We start from the raw sequence: 19,039 nt of genomic DNA on the forward strand, positions 1-19,039 counted from the left end.
AGCCGAGCCTACGCTCGGCTCCGCGCACTGACCGGAAGCAGCCGAGCGTGGCTCGGCTCTACAGAAGGCAATGCCAGCCCATCAAGGCCGCAGCAGCACCTTGCCGTTGCGGCCCGAACCGGCCCCGGCCTTCGCCGCCTGGGCGATGTCGTCCAGCGCGAAGATCTTCTCCACCGGCAAGGTCAGCTCGCCGCCAGCCGCACGCTTCAGCAGTTCGCCAACCAGCCGGCGCTTGTCCTCCACCGCCATCGCCTGGCTGACCTTGCTGCCCCAGAAGCCCTTCACCGTCGCTTCCTTGTAGATCAGGCCGCCGGCCGGGATGCGCATCGGTTCGCCGCTCATCACGCCGAACGACACCAGCGTGCCGTTGTGGCCGAGCAGGTCGACCAGGTCACCGCTGGCGTCGCCGCCGATGGAATCCACGGCGGCCGCCGCCTGTGCTTCGCCGGTCGCTTCACGAACGCGATCCTTCCAGCCGTCCACCGAGGTGTCGAACACATGATCGATACCCAGGGCCTGCAACTGTGCGACGGCATCCGCATTGCGCACCAGGTTGGCTACATGCACGCCACGCGCCCGCGCCAGCATCGCCAGCGACTTGCCCACCGCGCCGTTGGCGGTGTTCTGCACGATCCACTGGCCCGCCTCGACGTGCAGGAACTCCAGCAGCATCAGCGCGCTCAGCGGCATGGCGATCAGCTGCGCGGCCATTTCGTCGGGGATCGCCTCCGGCATCGGAATCACCATGCGTGCCGGCGCGATGAAGGCCTCGGCCCAGGTACCGTGTACCGAGGCTGCGGCGACGCGCTGGCCGATCTGCAGGCCGTCGACACCATCGCCGAGTGCATCGACCACGCCCAGCGCTTCACTGCCACCGATCGCCGGCAGGGTCGGCTTGTAGCCGTAGAGGCCGCGCACGGTCAGCAGATCGTGGTTGTGGATCGAGGCCAGCACGGTGCGGATGCGCACCTCGCCGGGGCCGGGCTCGGGCAGCGGCGCATCGGCAATGGCAAGGACGTCGGCCGGGTTGCCGAAGGAGGGGTACTGGGCAGCGCGCATGGGTGGTGTTCCGGGGAAAGTGGATGTTGTACCGAACTGGGGACGCAGGGGCTGTCGACAAGGCGCCGCAGCTGCAACACGGCATCCTGCGACTGATCGTCGCGACATGTGCTGATTACCGCATCTTGTGTTGACGGTTCGGGATATCCCCACTATGTTGTGGCCGTCACTCCCGGTCAGCCGCCGCCGCCGGACATGCAGCAAACGTCCCGCGGCCCGCCCCTGAAGGCTTGCCGTGTCGACGCGGCCGCCATCGTGCGGACGCAGGTCGCCCCCACGGCCCGGATACCGGCCGCAGGCGCAGGCAGATGCCGACGACCTACGTTCCCGTGCCCTGGCAATCCACCCGTTCGCCCCGTGCGCCGGTATCGCGTTCAGGGCCGCCATGGCATCGACCGCCAACGCGCGTGCGAGCCTGGAGTTTCACCACCATGACCGACAGTACCTTCCGCGTGGCCGATCTGGCCGGCGCCGGCGACGCCTTGCGCGCCGGTGGCGAGCGCGTGCCGACCTGGATCACCAAGGAGGCCGGCAACCGCCGCCTGCCGTTCGAGGCCGAGCGCCTGCAGCGCAGCATCGACGCCGTGCATGCCGAGTTCCCGCAGCTGGACGTGAGCGACTATCGCCGCGTGGTGCAGGCGATGGTCGAGCGCAAACCGAGCATCAGCGCCGACGACCTGGTCGATCTGCTGATCCGCGAGGCCGAATCGCGGGTGGACCTGGTTGCACCCGAGTGGGAACAGTTTGCCGCGCGCATCTACCTGCGCCGCCTGTACAAGCGCGCCAGCCGCAACCGCTTCTACGACGTCGGCCTGAAGTACGGTTCGTATGTGGGCCTGCAGGAAAGCCTGGCTGACCGCGGCATCTACAGCAACGACATCCTGCGCTGCTATTCGAAGGAAGAGCTGCAGCAGGCCGGCGAGATGATCGACCCGGAGCGCGACCGCCTGTTCGCCTACAACGGCCTGTACCTGCTGGCCACGCGCTATCTGGCCAGCGACCGCAGCCGCGAGGTCTACGAACTGCCGCAGGAGCGCTGGCTGACCATCGCGCTGTACCTGATGCAGGAGGAAAAGCCGCGCGAACGCCGCATGCAGCTGGTCGGCGAGGCGTACTGGGCGCTGTCCAACCTGTACATGACCGTCGCCACACCGACCCTGGCCAATGCCGGCAAGGTGGGTGGGCAGCTGTCCAGCTGCTTCATCGACACGGTGGACGACAGCCTGCAGGGCATCTATGACTCCAACACCGATATCGCCCGCGTGTCCAAGCACGGTGGCGGCGTCGGCGCCTACCTGGGCTATGTGCGCAGCAGCGGCGCGCCGATCCGGGGCGTGGCCAATTCCTCCGGCGGCGTGGTGCCGTGGATCAAGCAGCTCAACAACACCGCGGTGTCGGTCGACCAGCTTGGCCAGCGCAAGGGCGCGGTGGCGGTGTACCTGGACATCTGGCACCGCGACATCGAAGCGTTCATGGACCTGCGCCTCAACAACGGCGACCAGCGCCTGCGCGCGCACGATGTGTTCACTTCGGTGTGCGTGCCCGACCTGTTCATGGAAGCGGTCGAGCGCCGCGCCGACTGGTACCTGTTCGACCCGCACGAGGTGAAGCAGGCCAAGGGCTGGTACCTGCAGGACTTCTACGATGAGACGCGCGGTGCGGGCAGCTTCCGCGACCGCTATGCCGAACTGGTGGCCGACGAGCGCATCAGCCGCCGCACGGTGAAGGCGATCGATCTGTTCAAGCGGATAATGCTCAGCCAGCTGGAGACCGGCAACCCGTTCCTGTTCTACCGCGACGAGGTCAATCGCCGGAATCCGAACAAGCACGCGGGCATGATCTATTCCAGCAACCTGTGCACCGAGATCCTGCAGAACATGAGTCCGACGCGGATGATCCAGGAGATCGTCAGCGGCGACCAGATCGTCACCACGCGCCGCGCCGGTGACTTCGTGGTCTGCAACCTGTCCTCGATCAACCTCGGCCGGGCAATCAGTGCGCCGGATGACCTGCTGGCCACCGACGTGCTGGAGCGCCTGATCCCGATCCAGGTGCGCATGCTCGACAACGTGATTGACCTCAACGCGCTGCCGGTGCCGCAGGCCACCATCACCAACCGCAAGTACCGCGCCATCGGCCTGGGCACGTTCGGTTGGCACCACCTGCTGGCGCAACAGGCGATCCAGTGGGAATCACCGGATGCCGAGGATCTGGCCGACCGTCTCTACGAGCGCATCAACTTCCTGACCATCCAGGCCAGCGCGCAGCTGGCGAAGGAGAAGGGCAGCTACCCGATGTTCGCGGGCAGCGACTGGCACAACGGGCGTTACTTCCGTGACCGCGACTACAGCGGGGCCGCGTGGGACAGCCTGGCCCGCGAGGTCGCCACGCACGGCCTGCGTAACGGCTGGCTGCTGGCCGTCGCGCCGAACATGAGCACCGCGCAGATTGCCGGTTCCACCGCGTCGATCGATCCGATCTACAGCGCGTTCTACTACGAGGAAAAGAAGGACTTCCGGCGGCCGGTGGCGGCCCCGGGCCTGTCGCTGGAAACCTGGCCGTACTATGAGAAGGGTGCCTACAAGGTCGACCAGTTCGCCAGCGTGCGCCAGAACGCCCGCCGCCAGCGCCATGTCGACCAGTCGATCAGCTTCAACCTGTATGTGCCGAGCACGATCCGCGCGAGCACCCTGCTGGAGCTGCACCTGAGCGCCTGGCGCGAAGGCCTGAAGACCACCTACTACGTGCGCTCCAACGACATCGACATCAGCGAATGCGAATGGTGCTCCAGCTGACCATCCACGGTAGCGCCGGGCCACGCCCGGCGAGCGCATCGCGCGGCCGTCGCACATTCCGCCGGGCATGGCCCGGCGCTACCCCCTGCAGGTAACACCATGGCAACCCCCCTCGACCGCATCAAGATCCTCGAACCGCGCCATCCCAACCGCAGCACCGGCATCATCAACGGCCGTACGAGCGGCATCCTCAACTGGAACGATATCCCGTATCCGTCCTTCTATCGGGCCTACAAGGAGCTGTCGACCAACTTCTGGATTCCCGACGAGGTCGACATGAAGCTCGATGCCCGCCAGTACGGCGAGCTCAACGCACGCGAAAAGAACGCCTACGATTCGATCATCGGCCTGCTGGCCACGCTCGACTCACCGCAGACCCGTTTCATCTACAACGTCGCCGAGTACATCACTGACCCGGCCGCGCATGCCAATGCGGCGATCATCGGCCAGCAGGAAGTGATCCATAACGAGAGCTACAGCTACGTACTGGCCTCGATCACCGACCTGCCGAACCAGAACCGCATCTTCGAGATCGCCCGCACCCACCCGACCATCATCAAGCGCAATGCCCCGATCATGAGCGCGTATGACGACTTCATGCGCGAGAAGACCGCCGAGACCCTGCTCAAGTCGCTGATCCAGTCCTCGATCCTGGAAGGCATCAACTTCTATTCCGGTTTCGCCTACTTCTACAACATGGTGCGGCAGAACCGCATGAACGGCACCGGCAAGATCATCAGCTTCATCAATCGCGACGAGCTGGCCCATACCAAGTTCATCAGCGAGCTGATCCGCGCCATCATCGGTGAAAACCCCGAGCTGCAGACCAATGAGTTGACCGCCTATGTGCACCAGTCATTCGAACATGCCATCGAGCTTGAGACGCAGTGGTCGTCGGAGGTGCTGGATGGCATCGATGGCATCGACGTGGACGAGATGGTGCGCTACGTGAAATACCGCGCCAACAAGATGGCCGGCATGCTCGGCATCGAGCGCCTGTACAGCGACACCACCGACAACGTGATGCCGTGGATCAAGGCCTACGCCGACAACTTCACCGAGACCAAGACCGACTTCTTCGAGATGCGCAATGCAAGTTACAAGAAGACCAACGTCGACAACGGCTTCGACGATCTCTGAGCCTGTCGCCGCGCTGCGCATCCTGATGGTGGTCGCCTCCTTGAGCGGCAACACCCGCGAACTCGGCCGGCAGATTGCCGAACGCTGCCGCGCTGCCGGTCATGCGGTGCACTGGCAGGAGGCCGACGACCTGCGCCAGGCACCGCCGCTGGCGACCGATGAGGCCGACCTGGTGCTGCTGGGCTGCTGGACCGACAACGCCGGCCGCACGCCGGCGGAGATGAAGGCATGGGTGGCCGGCATCGCCGAGCGCGGCGAGCGGCCACGGCAGCTGGCGGTGTTCGGCACCGGCGAAACGCAGTGGGGGCAGGAGTACTACTGCGGCGCCGTGCACCGCCTGATCCGCTATTTCCGCAGCGACTATCCGCCGCTGGAGATCGAACAGATGCCGCATGGCCAACGCCATGCCGGGGCCATCGATGCCTGGACCGATGCGGTCCTGGCCCATTACTGGAGCAACACCGATGCAGATCATCGACGCCACCACGCCTGAGCAGTTCCAGCAGCTGCTGGCCGAACATCCGCGGGTGCTGGTGGATTTCCACAAGGACCAGTGCCCGGGGTGCCGGATGCTGGAGGTGTCGTTGCATCGCGTGGCCAACAGCGTGGCGGGGCAGGGTACGACCCTGCTGCGCGTGCAGCTGGAAGTGCTGGGTGAGGCGTTCTTCAGGGAGCTGGGACTCCGGCAGACCCCGACGCTGTGCCTGTTCCGTGACGGTGATGAGCGCACGCGCCTGGCCGGGTTCCAGTCACCGCAGCAGATCGAGGCCGCGATCGCGTTGCATTTGTAGAGCCGAGCCCATGCTCGGCTGCCGTTCGTGCGGTGTGCGATGAGTCGTGCATGGCTCCACTCTACAAGGGCATCCACGCATGGCGTGGATCTACCGGGGCAGGGGCCGCGCATTTGGCGTCACCCGCCGCTGAAGGTATCCACCAGCAGCTTCACGTTCAGCACCACGATCACCAGCGCGATCACCCAGGCGATCGCGCCCAGCCAGCGCGGGGCTACCAACGCGCCCATCGTCACCTTGTCGGTCACGATCCGCACCAGTGGGATGATCGCGAACGGCAGCTGCATCGACAGCACCACCTGGCTCAGCACCAGCAGCTTTACCGCGCCCTGGTCGCCGAACAGCATGATCACCACCACCACTGGAATGATTGCCAGTGCGCGCGTGATCAGCCGCCGCAGCCACGGCGGCAGGCGCAGATGCAGGAAGCCTTCCATCACGATCTGGCCGGCCAGCGTGGCGGTCACTGTTGAATTCAGGCCCGAGGCCAGCAGGGCAATCGCAAACAGTGTCGCCGCCGCGCCCACGCCCAGCATCGGCGCCAGCAGCTGGTGCGCCTGCTCGATGTCTTCCACATCGAAACGGCCATTGGCATGGAACACCGCCGCCGCCAGGATCAGGATGCTGGCGTTGATGAACAGTGCCAGGGTCAGCGCGAGGGTGCTGTCAGTGACCGCCCAGCGCAGCGCGCTGCGACGGCCCTCGTCGGTGCGCGGGTAGGCGCGGGTCTGCACGATGGACGAATGCAGGTACAGATTGTGTGGCATCACCGTGGCACCAATGATGCCGATGGCGATGTACAGCGCGTGCGGATCAGTCACTACCTGCGCGCGCGGAATGAACCCACCCAGCACGTCCATCACCGGCGGTGCGGCCAGCGCGATCTGCACCATGAAGCAGCCGAAGATCACCATCAGCAGCGCGATCACGAAGGCCTCCAGCGCACGGAAGCCGCGGTTCATCAGCAGCAGTACCAGCAGCGTGTCCAGGGCGGTGATCACCGCGCCCCACAGCAGCGGCAGGTCGAACAGCAGTTTCAGCGCGATCGCGGTGCCGATCACCTCGGCCAGGTCGCAGGCGATGATCGCTGCCTCGCACAGCACCCACAGCGCCAGGTTCACCGGCTTCGGGTACCGCGCGCGGCAGGCTTGCGCCAGGTCCATGCCGGTGGCGATGCCCAGCCGCGCCGACAGTGCCTGCAGGATCACCGCCATCAGGTTGGATATGAGGATGACCGACAGCAGCAGGTAGCCGAAGCGCGAACCGCCGGCGAGGTCGGTGGCCCAGTTGCCCGGGTCCATGTAGCCGACCGAGATCATGTAGCCCGGGCCGAGGAAGGCCAACAGACGGAACCACCAGTGACCCTTGTCGGGCACCGCTACCGAGGCGTTGAGCGCGCCCAGGCTGGCCGGGGTGGAGGCCGAAGGGTCGTGGGGCGCCAGGGTGTTCATGGGTCCGAATATAGCTCCTGCTATAGTCATTAGCAATGTGAAACAATCGTCTTTATCGCGTTACTGGTCCAGAATTCAGTTTCAAACCCGGAGTAGACCGGAAGGACAGGCGCAGGCGTGGGCAAGACCGACGATTCGACATCGCTGAAAAGCACCCCCTTGATCGAGGCTGAGCGCCAGGTCGAGAGCTTCCGGCAAGTGCGCGAAGCGCACCGGATGGAGCTGGTGGAGGACTATGTCGAGCTGATCTCGGACCTGCTGGCCGACGGCGGCGAGGCCCGCCAGGTCGACATCGCCACCCGCCTGGGCGTGGCCCAGCCCACCGTGGCGAAGATGCTGCGGCGCCTGGCCCGCGATGGCTGGGTGGTGCAGCGGCCGTACCGCGGCGTGTTCCTGACCCCGGAAGGCGAGGCGCTGGCCCATGCCAGCCGCCAGCGGCACCAGACCGTGGAGCGTTTCCTGCTGGCGCTGGGCGTGGACCCTGATACGGCACGGCGTGATGCGGAGGGTATCGAGCACCATGTGAGCGAGCAGACGCTGGCGCTGTTCGAGGCGTTCGTGCGCAAGGCCGAGGGCGAGGCGCCGTAACGGTAGCGCCGGGCCATGCCCGGCGGCCGTTCGCGCGATCCCGGTTTTTGTAGAGCCGAGCCATGCTCGGCTGCCGTTTGCACGGTGATGGAATGCGTCGAGCATGGCTCGACGCTACAGGTCAGGCGGGCAGCGGGCCTGTTCCTGCGCGCACGCCCGTTTCGTCCATTCCTTCAACACCGGCTGCAGGCCTTGGTAACGCCGGCCTTGCCAGCCATTGGCCAGCACCGTGCCGTCGGCATCGATCAGTACCAGATTCGGCGGTGCCAGCCCGGCCAATGCCTGCAGGGCCGGCATGCGCGCAGCGCGGCGCGGGTCAAGCACCGGCCACGGCATGTCCTGCGCGTGCATGTAGCGGCGCAGCGCGCTCTCGCTCTCATCCTGGCTGACGTACACCACTTCGGTAGCGGCTCCGGCTTGGCGCAGGGCATCACGTACGCTGCGCAGCGTGGGTACGAAGGCATGGCACGGTGCACACCAGTCGGCACCGAAGTACAGCGCCACCAGTTTCGGCGGCTGTGTCCATTGCATCGGTCGCAGCGAGCGCTGTTCCGGCCGCATCAGCGAGGCCGAGACCTGCGCGTGCAGGTCCGCAGCCATCGCCGGTGCGGCCAGCAGCACGGCACAGGCCAGCAACAACGCTCGCAGAGCTTCAGAACGCATAGCGCAGGTTGACGTACCACGAACGCGCGAAGCGCGGCCCGTAGACATAGTCGCTGTCACGCAGCGCGCCCACTTCCAGATCTTTCTGGCGCTGATCGAACACGTTCTTGACACCCGCGGCCACCGACACTTCCTGCTGCGCCTGCGCGCCCAGATGGCGGTGCCAGCGAGCACCAAGATCGGTGACCAGGAAGGAACGCGTACGGTGCAGCTCGCCCAACCGGTTGTTCAGCACTGACATCGGCCCGGTATGGCGCAGCGCGACGAAAGTTTCCCACGGCTCGGCGGGCATCCAGCTGAGCTGCGCCAGGCCGGTCCAGCGCGGGGTCTTCAGGTAGTCGCGGCTTTCGATGATGGTGTCGCCACCGTCGCCGGTGTCGTCGAAGATGCGCTGCGGTTCGCGGAAGCGCGAGCGGTACCACGAGGCACCGGCGGTCAGGCGCCACTGCGGCGACGGCTGCCAGCCGAGGTTGGTTTCCGCCCCCAGCACGTTGGAGCCGGAGGCGTTGTAGCGCAGCTGGCTCAGTTGTCCGTCATCGCCGCGCTGGATCTCGCCCAGCGCGAAGGTGTCGCGGATGCGTGCATAGGAGGCGGTAGCATCCCAGCTCCACACTGGATTGGCCGGGTCCGAGCGCCAGTCGAAGCCGAACAGAGTGGTCAACGCGCGCTCTTCCTTCAGGCCATCGGTGTTGCGCACGCGCACCTGCTCGCCACCCAGCGTATCGACGTGCACGTCCTCGACGAAGATCTCCGGTGCACGGAAGCCGGTGGCGATGCCGGCTCGCCATTTCAGGTTGGGCGTGGCCTGCCAGGCCAGGGCGATGCGCGGCGAGAACACCGCGCTGTCCAGCTCCGAGCTCTTGTCCACGCGTGCGCCCAGTACCAGGTCGACGTTGTCGCGCAGGCTCCACTCGTCCTGGATGAAGGCGCCCAGGTTGTGGAAGGTCGCATCTTCCAGCACCGCCAGGCGCTGCCCGTCACCGGTGCGGTTGTCGTCGCGCAGCGCCTCGTGCTTGTACTGCACGCCGAAGGCCAGCGCGTGCGCGCCCAGGCGCCAGTTCAACTGGCTGTCGATGTAGTGCAGCGGGTTGTGGGTGCGGCCGTATTGGCGCCACGAACGCGAGGCCGCGCTGCCGGCCACGTTGGGATCCAGCTGCGACGGGTCATGGCCGGGGGCAGACGGATCGGTAACCACGTCGCCAAGACCGCCGTAGAAACTGTCGCGGTCGATGTCGGCGAAGGCGTAGGCCAGGCGGAAATCGGCGTCGGCATTGATTTCCTGATCCCACGACACGCTGCCGCGCCGGTATTTCGTATCCAGCGATTCGGCGATGTTGGCCAGGTATTCGGGCTGATCCAGTCGATTGCCGCCACGCCGGGTTTCATCGGTCACCTGCAGGTCCAGGCGCAGCCGCGTGCCCGGCGTGGGCGCGTACCAGGCCTGCAGCCCGCCGACCTTGAGGTTCTTGCGGGTGATCTCGGTGTAGCCGTCATCGTTGTAGTCGATGCCGCTGTTCCAGTTGCGCTGGGCAATCACTGAAAGCCCGGCGTCGGCATCTTTCGCCACCAGGTCCAGGCGCACGTCGGCATTCTTCTGCGGTGTGCCCTTCAGGACATCCACGCCGGCCTGCACATGGCCACCGCTGCGCGCCGGCAGCGGCGGAATCAGGTTGATCACACCGGCCACCGCACCTGGGCCGTACAGCGCCGAGCCGCCGCCCTTGACCACTTCGATGCGGTCGACGAACCCGGCCGGAATCTGCTCCAGGCCATAGACGCTGCCCAGCGTGGACAACAGCGGGATGCCATCGAACAGCAGCTGGTTGTAGGCACCGGGCAGGCCCAGCAGCTGCACTTCGCTGGTGTTGCAGTTCTGGCAGTTGCTTTCCACGCGCAGGCCGTTGATCAGCTCGGCGGCGCGCGAGAAGTCGGTGGCCGCGCGCAGCGCGATGTCTTCCTTGCGCAGCACTTCGGTGCGGATCGGGACATCGGATAGCAGGCGTTCGCTGCGGGTGGCGGTGCTGACCTTGACCTGCACGCGGTCCAGCTCGGTCGGCTTCGAGGTGGCGGCCAGTGCAGGCAGCGGCAGGATCAGGGCAATGGCGGCGGCCAGGGGCAGCCGATGGAAGAGGGGCGTGGCAACGGGCATGAGGGCGTCGTCCTTGGGAGAAGAAAGGCGGCGAGGGCGACCTGGCTGACGCACATGAAAGCAGAGGCTTATTAATATAGCAAGTGCTATATAACGAGGCCGAGGCCATTGCGCGTGGGGCACCAGTCGAGCCAGATCATGCGAGCGTTATAACATTACATAATGCGACCACACCCCTGCCGGTGGTCATGTCCATAGGATGGAGTTGCCGTGTAGGCGCGGTCGGATCGTCAGCCGCGGCGGAATGCGGCGGGGGTCCGGGCGCCGACGATGATCATGCGGATCATCGTGGAGATCTGTTCGACCAGTTCCGGATCCTTCTCCGGCGGCAGGTCCATGGCGGTGGCACCCATCGCGAACACCAGCCGGGTGATGGCCTTGGCCACCAGCTCGGGGGCATGCAGCACGGCGCCGTCCAGTGCAGCCAGGCGCACCAGGTCGTGCTGCAGCTCTTCTTCGAAATAGTGCAGTTCGCGTTCGACCGCATGCTTGAAGTCGTCCGAGCCGACCGCGCCTTCGCGCAGCAGCACGTGCAGCAGCTTGTCGTCGGCGCGCAGCTGTTCCATGAAGGTCTCCACGGAAACGCGCACCACGCTGGTGGCGGTAGACGTGGCGCGCTGGCGGGCCTCGCCGATGATGGTGCGCAGCGAGCGGCCGGCCGCGTCGATCAGCGCCACGGCCAGTTCGTCCATGTCGCGGAACTGCCGGTAGAAGCTGTTCGGCGCAATGCCGGCCTCGCGTGCCACTTCGCGCAGGCTGAGCGTGGACAGGCTGCGGTGCGGCCCGATCAGCTTCAGGGCGGCGGCCAGCAGATCCTCGCGGCTCACCGTACGGCGGGCCGGGCTGTTGGCATCTTCAGGCGTCGACAAGGCGGTGGCGGCGGCCATGGGGGTTCCGGTGGGGCGAGGCTGAATCATACCCAATCCGGTTCAATATACACATGTATACACAGGTGTATGTGCGCCCGTATAGTGCGCCCATGAGCGCTGTCGTCCGTCCGTCCCTGTTCTCTCCGTACCGCTGGGTCTCGCCGTCGCTGTTCGATTTCTGGGCGGGCCAGCTCAATCCCCTGTGGACCCTGCGCGAGCCGGTGGCCCGACTGGTCCGGCGCGAGCCGGCCGGCGAGGGCGCGGCGACCCTGGTCCTGCGCACCAACCGGCACTGGGCCGGCATGCGCGCCGGCCAGCACGTCACCCTGAGCGTCGAGATTGAGGGGCGCCTGTGGCAGCGCAGCTACAGCCCTACCGCACTGGGTCGGCGCGAGCTGGCGATCACCGTCAAGGCGATCGATGGCGGCCGGGTCAGCCAGCATCTGGTAAACCATGCACAGCCGGGCGAACTGTTCCGCCTCGATGCCGCCTTCGGCGAGTTCCATATGCCGGCCGCGGCGCCGGTGCTGCTGCTGGCTGCCGGCAGTGGCGTCACGCCGATGCGCAGCCTGTTGCGCGACGCCTGCCAGCGCCCGCTGGCAGCACCGGTGGACCTGTTCTATTGGGAGCGCACCGCCGCCCATCTGCAGTTCCGTGATGAACTGCAGGCGCTGGCCGCGGCACATCCGAACCTGCGCGTGCATCTGCTGACCACCCGCGAGGGTGAGGCGCCGGCCGCGCGCATCGATACCCATGATCTGCAGGTGGCCGGCGATGACACGCCGCTGGCGCAGCGCCATGTGTTGGCCTGCGGTCCGGGTGGATTCGTTGCCGCTGCGCGTGAACGCCTGGCGCACCAGGTGGCTGGCTTCCAGGCCGAAGCCTTCACCCCGCCGGCGCCACTGCGCGATGCCAGCAGCGAAGGAGAGGTGTCGCTGACGCTTGCGCGCAGTGGCCGCCAGCTGAGCGTGCCGCGTGGCCGCTCGCTGCTGGAAAGCCTCGAAGCCCATGGCATCAAGCCCAAGCACGGCTGCCGCATGGGTATCTGCAACAGCTGCAGCTGTGACCGCGTCAGTGGCGCCACCCGCCACCTGCGCACCGGCGACCTGCAGTCCGAGTCGGCACAGCCGGTGCGGATCTGCGTGAGCGCACCGACCACCGACCTGACCCTGGATCTCTGAGGACGCCTGCCATGACCCGCGCTACCGACCGTGCCCTGAGCACCGCCGAGATGCATGCCTTCGGTGAGGAGCTCGATGCGATCCGCGACCGTGTGATCGGCAGCCTCGGCGCCTCCGATACCCGCTACATCCGCCGCGTGGCTGCCGCCGTGCGCTGGTTCGGCGTGGGTGGCCGTGGCCTGCTGTTCCTGGCGGCATTCTCGCCGCTGTTCTGGATGCCGCTGCTGTGGCCGGCCGCGATCACCGGCACGCTGTTGCTGGCGCTGTCGAAGATCCTGGAGAACATGGAGCTGGGCCACAACGTCATGCACGGCCAGTTCGACTGGACCGGCGACCCCAAGCTCAATGGCAACACCTACGAGTGGGATATCGTTGCCACCGCCGACAACTGGCGCAAGACCCACAATTTCCGCCACCACACCTACACCAACGTGCGTGGCATGGACGATGACATCGGCTACGGCCTGCTGCGCATCTTCCCGGAACAGCGCTGGAAGCCGTTCTACCTGCTGCAGCCGATCATCGCGCCGATCTTCGCGCTGCTGTTCCAGTGGGGCGTGGCCGCGCAGGACCTGCGCCTGGGTCGTTGGCTGAAAGGTCGCATCAGCGGCCGTGCGATGTGGATGCAGACCCGCCCGGTGGCGCGAAAGATGGCCCGCCAGGTGCTGAAGGACTACGTGTTCTTCCCGCTGCTGGCTGGCCCGTTCTTCCTCACCGTGATGCTGGGCAACATGGTGGCCAACGGCCTGCGCAACATCTGGACCTACGTGATCATCTTCTGCGGCCACTTCACCGCCGAATCGGAAACCTTCCCGAAGGAATGCCTGCGCAATGAATCGCGCGGCCACTGGTACCTGCGTCAGCTGCGCGGTTCGTCCAACATCAGCGGCGGCTTCCTGATCAATGTGCTGTCGGGCAACCTCAGCCATCAGATCGAGCACCACTTCTATCCGGACCTGCCGGCCAACCGCTATGCGGCCATCGCCAAGGAAGTGAAGGACATCTGCCGCCGTTACGGCCAGCACTACAACAACGGCTCGCTGCCGCGCCAGTTCGGCCAGGTGGTCTGGCGCATCCTGCGTCACGCATTCCCGAGCAAGCCGCGCCGCCTGCCGATGTCGGACATCATGTCCGCACCGGCATCGGCCAACGCGGGCTGATCGACTCAGCCCGCCTTCGCCAGGGCCGCCTGTTCGCGGTCCAGGCGGCGCAGGAACACCTGCATTTCCTTGTGTGCCTGCTGGTCACCCTTGCTGCCGGCCACGCTCAAGCCGCGTTGCCATGCTTCGCGCGCCGCCAGCGGCTGGCCACTGGCCAGCCAGGCTTTGCCCAGCAGCTTCCACGCCGCGGAATACTGCGGATCAAGCACCACGCACCGGCCCAGATGGGTGGCCGCGCGCACCGGGTTCCCCGCATCCAGCCAACCCTTGCCCAGGCCGAAGCGCAGCAGCGCGCCGTCCTTGCCGTTGGCAAGCATGCATTCCAGGGCTTCGATGTTCATCCGCGCACCTCCACCAGCAGTTCGGTGGGGCCGGGCTGGAAGCGGCCACGATGGAACAGCAGCGGCGCGCCGCCGTTCTCGTGCACTTCGATGATGCGGCCAGCCAGCAGCAGATGATCACCCACCGGCCACTGTGCGTGGCGGGTACAGGTGAGGTGGGCGACCGCACCGGCGATGCGTGGTGGGGCATCCTCGTCATCATCCAGCAATGCCAGGCCGTCGAAGCGGTTGCGGACCTGCGGATCGGCAAAGCGCCGGGCCAGCGCTTCCTGGTCGGCCGCCAGCACGCTGATCGCAAAGCGGGTGGCGCGCTGGAAGGTGGACAGGCTCTGTGCATGCAACGCCAGGTTCCACAGCACCAGTGGCGGCTGCAATGACACCGGCACGAACGAATTGATGGTCAGGCCGATGGGTTTGCCCTGCGCATCGCGCGCGCAGACGATGGCCACGCCGGTAGGAAAGTGGCCGAGCAGCCGCCGCAGGGCCCGCGGCGGCATCTCGACCGACGGCACCGGGGCCGGGGCGGGGAAAACCCCCGCCCACGGCCCGGCGTACGGCAGCGTTTCGCCGCTCATGAGGCCCTGGCCTGGCGGTAGCGCCGGCCGACCTCGGCCCAGTTGATGATGTTGAAGAACGCACCGATGTAGTCCGGGCGACGGTTCTGGTAGTGCAGGTAGTAGGCGTGTTCCCAGACATCCAGTGCGAGGATCGGGGTGTTGCCGGACAGGCCCACGGCCGCACCCATCAGCGGGCTGTCCTGGTTGGCGCTGCTTTCCACCTGCAGGCGGCCATCGCGATCGCTGGTCAGCCAGGCCCAGCCGCTGCCGAAGCGGGTCTGCGCAGCCTTGGTGAACGCATCCTTGAAGGCATCGAAACCGCCGAGATCGCGGTTGATGGCGGCGGCCAGTTCATCATCGGGTGCACCACCGTTGGTGCTGAGCACGGTCCAGAACAGGCTGTGGTTGGCGTGGCCACCGCCGTTGTTGCGGATGGCGCCGCGCTGCGCTTCGGGCACGGCATCGAGGTTGGCGATCAGCGCCTCGACCGGCTGCTCGGCGATGCCGGCCTGCTCGATGGCGGTGTTGAGGTTGTTGACGTAGGTCTGGTGGTGCTTGCTGTGGTGGATCTCCATCGTGCGCGCATCGAAGTGCGGCTCGAGGGCGTCATAGGCATAGGGAAGCGGGGGAAGCGAGTACGACATCGAAGCAATCTCCGTGGGGAAGGCCAGAGGGCTGGCCGTGGGGAGACTGTTATCGCACCTCAACATTGGTTGAGGTCAAGGGGCGGGATTGGGATGCGCGCGCGTTCGCCGCTTTGATTCCCCCGTCAACCTCTGCAGGACAGTTCCCTGCGGCGGCGTGGAAACGGAGTCAAAGGCAAGAGGCAGAGCGACGTGGTAGTGCCGGCCACTGGCCGGCAATCAGCGAAGGTCGGGTTGGCGGCCAGCGGCCGGCACTACGAGAACCCGCTTTTCGAACCTCACCGGCGCGCTGATGTGCTGCCCGCGCTCGCAGGAAACTGTCCGGTGGCGGGGGGAGGGGCTGGCTGGGACCGTTGGCGCCATGGATGGCGCCATCGAGCCCCCAGGGATGGGTTTACGGCGTGTCCCGGACAGCCCCTCCCCCCGCCACAACCGATATCAACAAAAGCGCCGGCATGCGAACCAGCCGCCAGCGTTTTCATCAACTCAACTCAACCAATCCTTGCACGCGCCATCTACCTGATCGCCGCACGCCTGCTGCATCCTCTGCTGCAGCCGCGCCAGCGTCTCCGCGCCCTGGTGCTTGCCGCTCCACGTCTTCAACTGTCCTGCCAGGCGTTCGAAACGCTGGCGGGTACGCTGGTGGTAACCGGAAGGCTGCGCTTCCAGTTCGGCGATCAGCGAGGCGGTGGCCTGCTCGATGCGTGGTGCGTCGTCCGGCGCCAGCTTCAGCAGGCCCTCCACGTACAGCACGCCCCACTGCACGCGGGTGGCCGGGCCCTGCGCACCGTCGTAGGCACGCTTCAACCACTCCAGCGCACCGGCGGTGTCGCCGCGCTGCTCGGCCAGTTCGGCCAGCTCGGGCATGTAGTAGTACGGCTGTTCGCTGCGCTTCAGCTCAGCCAGCAACAGCGACTCGGCGCCTGCGTCGTCACCGACCTGGCGCAGTGCGTAGACCGCGCTGCTGATCGTGGCCTGGCGCGCATGCGCATCGGTGGCGGCAGCGTCGGCAGCAGCCACGCGCTGCTTGACCCGATCAACCAGGGCCACGGGCAGTGCGCCCTTCGGCTGCTGCTGGCGGGCCAGCGATACTTCGGTCAGCGCACGCGACAACGCGTCGTCGGCGCGGTCGCCGCGCTCGGCATCTGCGCGCTCCAGTGCGACCAGCAGCTGCTGTCCCAGCGTGTTGCTGGTGGCCGGCCCGGCACTGGCCTGCTTGACCAGCTGCACGCCTGCATAGCCCAGCAACTCACGGTTGCGGCGTACTTCCGCCGGTTGCGCCAGCACGGCCTGCAGCAGCTCGCGTACTTCGGTGGGCGAGGCATCGGGCTTTTCGGCCGTTGCCAAGGCCAGCAGGGCGAAGCGGCGCTGGAGGGCAGCGTCGGGTGCGGCCTTGGACAACTGGCGCAGCACATCCTGGCTCCTGCGTTCGCCGGCCAGTCGGTTGGCGTCCACTTCCCAGCCGTAGTCACCCAGCACCTGCCAGTCTTCTGCGGCCAGTCGGTCCGGCGTTGCCAACGCGGTGGCCAAGGTGGCGGCAACAGCACTGCGGCGGCCTGCGGCGACGGTCAGTGCCCGGGTCAGTTCGGTGGCATCATTGCCGCCGGCCACGCGGGTGATTTCGTTGCGCTGTGGGTCCAGCACGATCAGGGTCGGATAGCCGCGTACGCCGAAGCGCTCACCCCAGGCTTGCGCACCTTCCTCGTCGCCATCCAGGTAGACGGGAACGAATTTGCTGGTCAGCGCGATGAAGGCCGGGTCCTTGAACAGGCCCGCCTTGAGCTGGTTGCACGGTGGGCACCAGACGGCGCCCCAGTACAGCAGCACCGGCTTGCCGCTGTCGGCGGCCTCGGCGAAGGCATCATCGACATCGCCCTGGCGCCAGGCGATTGCCTTGGCCGGCGCGGGCACCTCGGCGGAGTTGGCGGTGGAAACCGGGGCCGGGGTGCAGGCGCTCAGCGCCGAAGCCAGCAGCAACACGGAAAGCGCGACGCGCATCGGCAGCATCTCGAAGGGCAGGGTGACAGGCCATTGTAGGAACGGCCGGGGAGCCTGCTGATTCAGTTTGCTTATGACGGGCGTGCTGCAGGGCATGACGCCCGCCAGGCATTGGCCGGCGGATGCCTTCAGGCCGCTGCCCGCACCATCTGCTGATACACCAGCCCATTGAACTCGCCGACGTCACCGTCCAGCGTGAAGCCGTAGCGCAGGTAGGTTGGTACTGCATTGAGTGAGGCGCGCACGGTCAGGACCGGCTCGCGCACCTTCGGCAGCACCGCGTCGAACAAAGCATGGCCGATGCCCTGGCCCTGGTAGCCGGGATCGACGAACAGCATCGCCAGGTGCCGGCCTTCCTTCAGTTCGATCACGCCGACGACGCGGCCGTCCTGCTCGGCCACCAGGATGTGGTTGTCGCCCTGCAGGCGCGTACCGAATGCTTCGGCTGCGGCGATATTGCCGAAGGTGGCGATGCCGGCGGCGCTGAGCGAAGGTGCGACCGCCGCAGTGAATGCAGCCAGGCACACCGCGCTGATCGCGGGCAGGTCATCGACGTGGGCAGGGCGGATCCTCGGCATGCAGTGTTCTTCCAGTGGTGGGCGGCGCGTCATCGTTGCCGCAGGCCTGCACGCTAAGCTGGCGGCATGAGTGATTTCAATCCCGCGTACGCTGCCTTGTTTCCGCAGCAGGGTCTGAGCCTGGGCCTGATGACGCCCGTGGCGTCGCATGGATTGGCCGATCCACGTGAGGCGCGACGTATCGCGCGACTGGCCGATGACCTGGGCTTTGCCGCGTTGTGGACGCGCGATGTGCCGCTGATGGTGCCGCAGGGGCCAGATGCGACAGCCAGCGCGCTGGACGATCCGTTCCTGTGGCTGGGCATGCTGGCTGCGGCGACCGAGCGCATCGTGGTCGGCAGCGCGGCCGTCGTGCTGCCATTGCGCCAGCCGCTGCAGGTGGCAAAGTCTGCCTTGAGCCTGGACCGGATCAGCGGCGGACGCTTCGTACTGGGCCTGGGTTCGGGTGACCGCCCGGAAGAATTCGCCGCCTTCGGCGAGGATCTGGAGGGCAGGGCGGCGACGTTCCGTCAACGCTGGGCATTGTTGCGCGCGGCGCTGTCACCGGAGGCCGATGAGCGGACCGCCGTACTGCAGGTGACCGGCGGCTTCGACGTGCTGCCGGCCCCGGTCACGCGCATTCCGATGCTGGTGGTGGGTACCGCGCGGCAGAGCCTGCAGTGGATCGCGCGCGAGGCCGAAGGCTGGGCCACCTATCACCGCGAGGAGGCCGCGCAGGAAGGACGCATCGGGCTGTGGCAACAGGCACTGGTGCAGCGCGGTGGGCCAGGCAAGCCATTCGTGCAGTCGATGCTTCTGGATCTGCAGGCAGACCCGCAGGCGCCAGCCGAGCCGCTGCCGCTGGGCCTGAAGGTCGGCCGCGATGGCCTGCGTGATTACCTGCTGCGCGTGCATGCGCAGGGCGTGGGGCACGTGATGTTCAACCTGGTCGACAACGGGAGGCCGATGCACGCGGTGCTGCGTGAGATCGGGGAGCACGTTCTGCCATACACGCTCCGGTAGGTGTCCACCTTGGTGGACACGCTCCAGCAGTCGAGCACGGCTTGTATGTTCCTCCCGGCTCCTACGCTGTATG

At 66.7% G+C, this 19,039-nt stretch carries 18 protein-coding genes; 8 read left to right on the plus strand and 10 right to left on the minus strand.

Annotated features, from left to right (window positions below; translation table 11 throughout):
• Positions 1-81 precede the first annotated feature (81 nt).
• Entirely contained in the window at positions 82-1,059 is a 978-nt protein-coding gene (locus G5A07_RS10295; protein ID WP_191863281.1) for a zinc-binding dehydrogenase, read from the minus strand.
• A 431-nt stretch (positions 1,060-1,490) separates the two neighbouring features.
• Here G5A07_RS10295 and G5A07_RS10300 point away from each other — a divergent pair, with 431 nt between their 5' ends.
• The 4 genes from G5A07_RS10300 (at position 1,491) to G5A07_RS10315 (ending at position 5,785) form a co-directional block, all read left to right on the plus strand.
• Entirely contained in the window at positions 1,491-3,854 is a 2,364-nt protein-coding gene (locus G5A07_RS10300; protein ID WP_010485187.1) for a ribonucleoside-diphosphate reductase subunit alpha, read from the plus strand.
• A 99-nt stretch (positions 3,855-3,953) separates the two neighbouring features.
• Complete coding sequence (locus G5A07_RS10305; RefSeq protein WP_010485189.1) at positions 3,954-4,994, plus strand: ribonucleotide-diphosphate reductase subunit beta; 1,041 nt, start codon at positions 3,954-3,956, stop codon at positions 4,992-4,994.
• Between the two features lie 25 nt (positions 4,995-5,019).
• A complete protein-coding gene (locus G5A07_RS10310) occupies positions 5,020-5,487 on the plus strand; it encodes a flavodoxin (RefSeq protein WP_191863282.1) in 468 nt (155 codons plus the stop codon).
• The gene (locus tag G5A07_RS10315; protein WP_109815119.1) at positions 5,459-5,785 is read left to right on the plus strand and encodes a thioredoxin family protein; all 327 of its coding nucleotides are present in this window, start codon (positions 5,459-5,461) and stop codon (positions 5,783-5,785) included. The genes G5A07_RS10310 and G5A07_RS10315 overlap by 29 nt, the downstream gene beginning before the upstream one ends.
• Positions 5,786-5,904: 119 nt before the next feature.
• On the opposite strand, the gene G5A07_RS10320 is transcribed toward G5A07_RS10315, so the two are convergent.
• Positions 5,905-7,236: an Nramp family divalent metal transporter gene (locus G5A07_RS10320; RefSeq protein ID WP_191863283.1), complete on the minus strand. Its 1,332-nt coding sequence runs from the start codon at positions 7,234-7,236 to the stop codon at positions 5,905-5,907.
• Positions 7,237-7,353: 117 nt separating this feature from the next.
• Here G5A07_RS10320 and mntR point away from each other — a divergent pair, with 117 nt between their 5' ends.
• Positions 7,354-7,824 carry a manganese-binding transcriptional regulator MntR gene (mntR, locus tag G5A07_RS10325; RefSeq protein WP_006372477.1) on the plus strand — a complete coding sequence of 157 codons (471 nt, stop codon included), beginning with the start codon at positions 7,354-7,356 and terminating at the stop codon, positions 7,822-7,824.
• Between the two features lie 114 nt (positions 7,825-7,938).
• Here the strand turns inward: mntR and G5A07_RS10330 are convergent, their stop codons facing one another.
• From G5A07_RS10330 to fabR, 3 genes are all read right to left on the minus strand, one after another.
• Positions 7,939-8,487, minus strand: a complete 549-nt coding sequence (locus G5A07_RS10330) for a thioredoxin-like domain-containing protein (RefSeq protein WP_191863284.1) — start codon at positions 8,485-8,487, stop codon at positions 7,939-7,941.
• Positions 8,477-10,636, minus strand: a complete 2,160-nt coding sequence (locus tag G5A07_RS10335) for a TonB-dependent receptor (RefSeq protein WP_191863285.1) — start codon at positions 10,634-10,636, stop codon at positions 8,477-8,479. Before G5A07_RS10335 ends, G5A07_RS10330 begins: the two co-directional genes overlap by 11 nt.
• Positions 10,637-10,866: 230 nt before the next feature.
• Entirely contained in the window at positions 10,867-11,523 is a 657-nt protein-coding gene (fabR, locus tag G5A07_RS10340; RefSeq protein WP_005409961.1) for an HTH-type transcriptional repressor FabR, read from the minus strand.
• Positions 11,524-11,615: 92 nt separating this feature from the next.
• Here fabR and G5A07_RS10345 point away from each other — a divergent pair, with 92 nt between their 5' ends.
• Entirely contained in the window at positions 11,616-12,686 is a 1,071-nt protein-coding gene (locus G5A07_RS10345) for a ferredoxin reductase (protein WP_191863286.1), read from the plus strand.
• 11 nt (positions 12,687-12,697) lie between these two features.
• Positions 12,698-13,846: an acyl-CoA desaturase gene (locus G5A07_RS10350; protein ID WP_005413710.1), complete on the plus strand. Its 1,149-nt coding sequence runs from the start codon at positions 12,698-12,700 to the stop codon at positions 13,844-13,846.
• Between the two features lie 5 nt (positions 13,847-13,851).
• Here the strand turns inward: G5A07_RS10350 and G5A07_RS10355 are convergent, their stop codons facing one another.
• The 5 genes from G5A07_RS10355 to G5A07_RS10375 all read right to left on the minus strand — a co-directional run bounded on the left by G5A07_RS10355 (position 13,852) and on the right by G5A07_RS10375 (position 17,964).
• Entirely contained in the window at positions 13,852-14,187 is a 336-nt protein-coding gene (locus tag G5A07_RS10355; protein WP_019336271.1) for a hypothetical protein, read from the minus strand.
• Positions 14,184-14,762 (minus strand): flavin reductase family protein, encoded by a 579-nt coding sequence (locus G5A07_RS10360; RefSeq protein ID WP_049455089.1) that lies wholly within the window; start codon positions 14,760-14,762, stop codon positions 14,184-14,186. The genes G5A07_RS10355 and G5A07_RS10360 overlap by 4 nt, the downstream gene beginning before the upstream one ends.
• Positions 14,759-15,388, minus strand: coding sequence for a superoxide dismutase (locus G5A07_RS10365; RefSeq protein ID WP_049455090.1), 630 nt, complete (start codon positions 15,386-15,388; stop codon positions 14,759-14,761). Before G5A07_RS10365 ends, G5A07_RS10360 begins: the two co-directional genes overlap by 4 nt.
• 486 nt (positions 15,389-15,874) lie before the next feature.
• Complete coding sequence (locus tag G5A07_RS10370; protein ID WP_100445964.1) at positions 15,875-17,395, minus strand: thioredoxin family protein; 1,521 nt, start codon at positions 17,393-17,395, stop codon at positions 15,875-15,877.
• A gap of 119 nt (positions 17,396-17,514) precedes the next feature.
• Entirely contained in the window at positions 17,515-17,964 is a 450-nt protein-coding gene (locus G5A07_RS10375; RefSeq protein WP_019337848.1) for a GNAT family N-acetyltransferase, read from the minus strand.
• 66 nt (positions 17,965-18,030) lie between these two features.
• Here G5A07_RS10375 and G5A07_RS10380 point away from each other — a divergent pair, with 66 nt between their 5' ends.
• Positions 18,031-18,966 carry a TIGR03571 family LLM class oxidoreductase gene (locus tag G5A07_RS10380; protein WP_019337847.1) on the plus strand — a complete coding sequence of 312 codons (936 nt, stop codon included), beginning with the start codon at positions 18,031-18,033 and terminating at the stop codon, positions 18,964-18,966.
• Positions 18,967-19,039 lie beyond the last annotated feature (73 nt).

Source organism: Stenotrophomonas sp. AS012628, from assembly GCF_010608305.1.
GTDB classification, from domain to species: Bacteria; Pseudomonadota; Gammaproteobacteria; order Xanthomonadales; family Xanthomonadaceae; genus Stenotrophomonas; species Stenotrophomonas geniculata.